6 protein-coding genes are annotated in these 5216 nt (G+C 68.9%); 5 read left to right on the top strand and 1 reads right to left on the bottom strand.

The window, feature by feature from the left end; translation table 11 throughout:
- The coding region (locus BGN95_RS03760) for a GlxA family transcriptional regulator (protein WP_286771664.1) at positions 1-1021 on the top strand (1021 nt) is incomplete at its 5' end.
- 46 nt (positions 1022-1067) lie between these two features.
- Here BGN95_RS03760 and BGN95_RS03765 read toward each other — a convergent pair.
- Positions 1068-2795 carry a fatty acyl-AMP ligase gene (locus BGN95_RS03765; protein ID WP_265314420.1) on the bottom strand — a complete coding sequence of 576 codons (1728 nt, stop codon included), beginning with the start codon at positions 2793-2795 and terminating at the stop codon, positions 1068-1070.
- Between the two features lie 110 nt (positions 2796-2905).
- Between BGN95_RS03765 and BGN95_RS03770 the strand changes: the two genes are divergently transcribed.
- The 4 genes from BGN95_RS03770 (at position 2906) to BGN95_RS03785 (ending at position 5096) form a co-directional block, all read left to right on the top strand.
- Complete coding sequence (locus tag BGN95_RS03770) at positions 2906-3451, top strand: regulatory protein RecX (RefSeq protein WP_286771665.1); 546 nt, start codon at positions 2906-2908, stop codon at positions 3449-3451.
- 130 nt (positions 3452-3581) lie between these two features.
- On the top strand, positions 3582-4100 hold the full coding sequence (locus tag BGN95_RS03775) for a cold-shock protein (RefSeq protein WP_502688244.1): 519 nt from the start codon (positions 3582-3584) through the stop codon (positions 4098-4100).
- Position 4101: 1 nt separating this feature from the next.
- A complete protein-coding gene (locus BGN95_RS03780; RefSeq protein ID WP_286771667.1) occupies positions 4102-4605 on the top strand; it encodes a DUF192 domain-containing protein in 504 nt (167 codons plus the stop codon).
- A gap of 98 nt (positions 4606-4703) precedes the next feature.
- Complete coding sequence (locus BGN95_RS03785) at positions 4704-5096, top strand: NADH:ubiquinone oxidoreductase subunit NDUFA12 (RefSeq protein ID WP_179510764.1); 393 nt, start codon at positions 4704-4706, stop codon at positions 5094-5096.
- Positions 5097-5216 lie beyond the last annotated feature (120 nt).

The raw sequence follows: 5216 nt of genomic DNA on the forward strand, positions 1-5216 counted from the left end.
GTTGCTGGATATCGCCGGCCCCGACAAGGTTTTCCCGAGCGCGGCGGACGGGCTGGTGCAATTGGGGGCGGCCGACGAACCGCTCTACAGCGTCGATCTGTTCTCTCCCGACGGCGGGCTGGTCCGCACCCGTCAGGACATCCGCGTCGAGACGATGCCGATCCACGATCTGGCGCCCGGCGAATGCGATACGATCATCGCCGTCGGCGGGCGCGAGGCCGCCGGTCGCGATCCCCGCGCGATCGACTGGCTGCGGCGCAATCATCCGCGCGTGCGGCGGATATCGGCGATCAGCGTCGGCGCCTTCGCGCTAGCGGAGGCGAGGCTGCTGGACGGCCGCCGCGCGACGACGCATTGGAGGGAATGCGCGACGCTTCAGGCGGATTATCCCGCGATCAGCGTCGATCCCAAGGCGGCCTTCGTGGAGGATCGCGGGATATGGACATCGGCGGGGATGACCGCCGGAATCGATATGGCGCTGGCGATGGTCGCGCGGGATCACGGTCACGAACTCGCGCTGCTGGTCGCACGCGATCTTGCGGCTTTCCCGCACCGGGCGGAGGAACCGGTCGGGAATCCGGCCGAGGGGCCGATCGCGGTGTTGCTGCGGTGGATCGTCGAGCACCCCGGCGACGATCTCCGGGCGGAGCGGCTGGCCGAGCGCGCGCATATGAGCCTGCGCAATTTCTATCGTGCATTCGAGAATGCGACGGGCGATTCACCCGCCGAGTGGGTCGAGGCGCTGCGGGTGGAGATTGCCAAGCGGCTGCTCCAGCGCACCTCGCGGCGGGTCGAGCAGATTGCCTGGGAGGCGGGGTTCGCGAGCTATCAGCGGATGCGTCGCGCATTTGTCCGCCGCGTCGGCATCGCCCCCGGCGACTATCGCGCGCGCTTCTCGCCGCCGCATCTGCATGTGGCGGAAATCGATCCGGGGCGTTTCGCCGATACGCTGGCGGCGGAGAATGGCGCGAGCGAGGTCACGCCGATCGCCGGGCGCTTGCGCGCGAAATGCGCCGGCTGACGGCGATGCCTGCGCCCCCGCCTTCGCGGGGACGCAATGCCGGCTCTTACGCGGCGATCGCGTAAGGCTTGATCTCGCCGGACAAATAGAGCTTGCGCGCCTTGGCGCGGCTGAGCTTGCCCGAGCTGGTGCGCGGCAGCGTGCGCGGCGGGATCAGCTCGATCACGCAATTCATCCCCGTCACCGCGCGCACGCGATCACGGATCTCCTCGCGCAGCCGGGTCCGTTCGGCATCGTCGGAGGTGCGGCATTGCACCAGCACCGCCGGCGTCTCCTCGCCCCCGGGGGTGGTGATCGCGAAGGCGGCGATATCGCCCTGCTTGAAGCCGGGGAGCTGCTCCACCGCCCATTCGATGTCCTGCGGCCAGTGGTTGCGGCCGTTGACGATGATCATGTCCTTGGCGCGGCCGACGATGTAAATATAGCCGTCGGACATATAGCCCATGTCGCCGGTATCGAGCCAACCATCGTTCATGCAGGCGGCGGTCGCGTCGGGATCGCGGAAATAGCCAACCATCACCGACGGCCCGCTGCACCACACCTTGCCGATCGCGCGCTCGGGCAGCGGGGTGCCGTCCTCCTCGCGGATCTCGACGCGCATGTCGCGCACCGGCTTGCCGCAATTGACGATCGCGCGATAACGCTGCGGGCGATCTTGCCCCGCGGCGACCCCCGAAAGCTGCGTCTCCTCGACCAGCTCGACGCGGATGCCTTCGCCCGGCGGCATGATCGACACCGCCAGCGTCGCCTCGGCGAGGCCGTAGCTCGGCAGGAAGGCGCTGGCCTTGAACCCCGCGTCGGCGAAAGCGTCGACGAAGCCCTGCATCACGTCCGGCCGGATCATGTCCGCGCCATTGCCGGCGAGCCGCCAGCGCGACAGATCGAACCGGTCCGACGCACGCGTCTGGCTGGAGATGCGGCGCGAGCAGATGTCATAGCCGAAGGTCGGCGAATAGCTGATCGAGGTGCCCTGGTTGCGGCTGATCAGATCGAGCCACGCCAGCGGGCGGCGCGCGAAATCCTCGGTCTTGAGGTAATCGGTCGACACCTGATTGGCGATCGGTGACAGGAAGCAGCCGACCAGCCCCATGTCGTGATACCAGGGCAGCCACGAAATGCAGCGATCGCTGTCGATCAGCTCCATGCCGTGCCCGTGCGCGGCGAGATTGTTGAGCAATGCGTGGTGGGTGATCGCGACGCCGTGGGGGAAGCGGGTCGAGCCGCTCGAATATTGCAGATAGGCGATATCGTCGCCCTTCGCCGTGGGCAGCGCGACCGGGGTCGGCTCGGTGGCGAGCAATTCGCCCCAGTCGACGCCCTGCACGCCGCCCGCCTCGGCGGCGGCGCCCGCCATCACCGCCAGCTCGGGCGGATAGATCAGCATCGTCGGGTCGCAGCTCGAAAGCTGGACGCGGAGCTGGTCGATATAGGATTCCTTGCCGCCGAACGAGGTCGGCAGCGGCAGCGGCACCGGCCACGCGCCGGCATAGACCGCGCCGAAGAACAATGCGGCGAATTCGGTGCCGGTTTCGGCGACCAGCGCGATGCGGTCGCCCGGCTTGATCCCCGCAGCGACTAGTCGCCACGCCGCGGCCAGCGCGTCGCGACGCAACGCGGAGAACGGATAGGCGCGGGTCAACGCCCCGCGCGCATCATGGAAATTCAGCCCACGGGTGCCCTGCGCCGCATAATCGAGCGCCTCGCCCAGCGTCGCGAAATCCGCGAACCGGCGCGGCAGCGCATCCTGCGTGGGGGTCGATTGGAGGGTAGTCATTCCAGAATTTAACCTTTCGCGCGCCCCTTCCCGGACGCAAGCTCGCGCAATGGCGGCCCTTCCGCGCCCGGCGCGTTCAAATTCGTTCGTCACTGTGGCAACAACATGGCGTGACCCGCGAACGCCACGCTTTGCCCCGCCCGCTCGATGCTGCCGCGCTCGATCAGCTCGCCTTACGCTATGTCGAGCGTTTCGCCACCACCCGCGGCAAGCTGGCCGATTATCTGCGCCGCAAGGTGCGCGAACGCGGTTGGCAGGGCGCGCCGGTCGATCCGGCGGCGGTCGCCGAGCGGATGGCGGCATTGGGCTATGTTAACGATCGCGCCTTTGCGGCGATGCGCGCGGCATCGCTCGCGCGGCGCGGGTTCGGCGCGCGCCGCGTGGCGCAGGCGCTTCATGCGGCGCAGATCGACGCCGAGGATACTGCCGCCGCGCTCGCCGAACTAGCGGAAGAGCCGGGGGCGGAGGCGCAGCCGCTGCGCGCGGCGCTGGCCTTCGCGAAGCGCCGTCGCTTCGGCCCGTGGGCGCGCGAGGCGCCCGATGCGCGGCTGCTCGAACGCCAGGTCGCGGCGATGATTCGCGCGGGGCACGCGCATGCGCTGGCGCGGCGAATCGTCACCAGTCCGCCGGGTGTGCCATTCGAGGGCGAGGAATGAGCCGCCCCCAATGGTTTCGCTGTTGTACACCGCGCCAAAGATGCTAGCGTAACGATCGTTGGGGGACGGGTAAAAATACGTGCGTAGCGACATGCCTCGCGATGCGGATGACCGCGAACAGGAGACAGGCGTGTCCGACGCCGAACCGGCTGTGCGTGTTTCGGGCACGCTCAAATGGTTCGACGTGACGCGCGGCTTCGGCTTTCTCGTGCCGGATTCCGGCGATACCGGCGACGTGCTGATCCATTTCAGCGTGCTCCAGCCGCACGGCCGGCGCAGCCTGCCCGAGCGGACGCGGGTCGAGGCGATCGCGGTCAAGCGCAATCGCGGCTTTCAGGCGACCGAGATCCTGTCGATCGACACCTCGAACGCGGTCGATCCCGCGCCGCCGCGCGATACGACCCGCGTCGATCCCGCCGCATTGCTCGACGAGGCGGGCGACTGGGAGCCGGTGCTGGTGAAATGGTTCAACCGGCTCAAGGGTTATGGCTTCCTCGTCCGGCCCGACGGCGATCAGGACATCTTCGTCCATATGGAAACGCTGCGCCGCGCCGGCGTTCAGGAGGTCGAGCCCGATCAACGGCTGCGCGCACGCGTGGTCGACGGGCGCAAGGGGCCGCTCGCGGTCGCGGTCGCGCTGGAGGACTGACATGTGGCGGATCGTGGCGGGGGCGATGCTTGCGGCGCTCGTCGCGGGCTGCTCGGGCGGCAACGTATCGGCATCGGCGACGACCTCGGGTGACGGCTCCGGAGGCGCGGGCAAGGGGAATGCCGCGCTCGTCACGGTGACGGTGCAGAGCAGGAACGGCGCGCACGTCTTTCAGGTCGAGGCCGCGCGCACCGCCGCGGCGCAGGAGCGCGGGCTCATGTTCCGCACCGATGTCCCCAAGGACGGCGGGATGCTGTTCGCGCCCTATCCGCCCGACGGCCCGCCGCGCGCGGCGAACTTCTGGATGAAGGACACGCCGAGTTCGCTCGACATCCTGTTCATCCGCCCCGATCACACGATCGCGCGGATCGAGGAGAATACCGTGCCTTTCTCACAGACGCTGATCTCGTCGGGCGAGGCGGTCGCGGCGGTGCTGGAGATCAACGGCGGCCGCGCCGGCGAGCTCGGCATCAACGAGGGCGACAAGGTAAGCTGGGATAGATAGCCGCAGGAACTCCCCTCCCTTCACCAGGGAGGGGAGAGGGGCGCGAGGTATTGAAAGCGCGGTTGAAGCCTCCGCGCTTCGGGGCTAAGCGCAGGCGCATGGGCATCAATCTGAACCCCTTCACCTGGTGGAACGGCGCGACCGTCGGCACCTGGTTCGGCCTTCGCGGCAAGACGCGCGTCGGCGAGGATTCGCTCGGCAACGTTTATTACGAGGGCGGGGCGGATACCGCCGGCCGCCCGCGTCGCTGGGTGATCTATCGTGGCGCGAACGACGCGAGCCGCGTCCCGCCCGAATGGTTCAGCTGGCTGCATCATCATGTCGACGACGTGCCCGATCGTGCGCTGCCCGCGCCGCGTCGCTGGGAAAAGCCGGCGGTGCCCAACATGACCGGCACCGCGCTCGCCTATCGTCCGCCGGGCGCGCTGGAGAAGGGCGGCGTCCGCGCGCCTGCGACCGGCGATTACGAGGCGTGGAGCCCCGAGGCGTGAAGCGTGCGCTGGCGGCGGGCGCGCTCGTCGCCGCATTGGCCGGGGTCGGCCTGTGGCAGGGGAGTCGCTGGCTCAACGGCGGCGCGACCAAGCCCAATACGCCGGAGGTGTCGCAGGCGG

The sequence above is a fragment of the Sphingomonas sp. 66-10 genome (assembly GCF_001897045.1).
GTDB lineage: Bacteria > Pseudomonadota > Alphaproteobacteria > Sphingomonadales > Sphingomonadaceae > Sphingomonas > Sphingomonas lycopersici.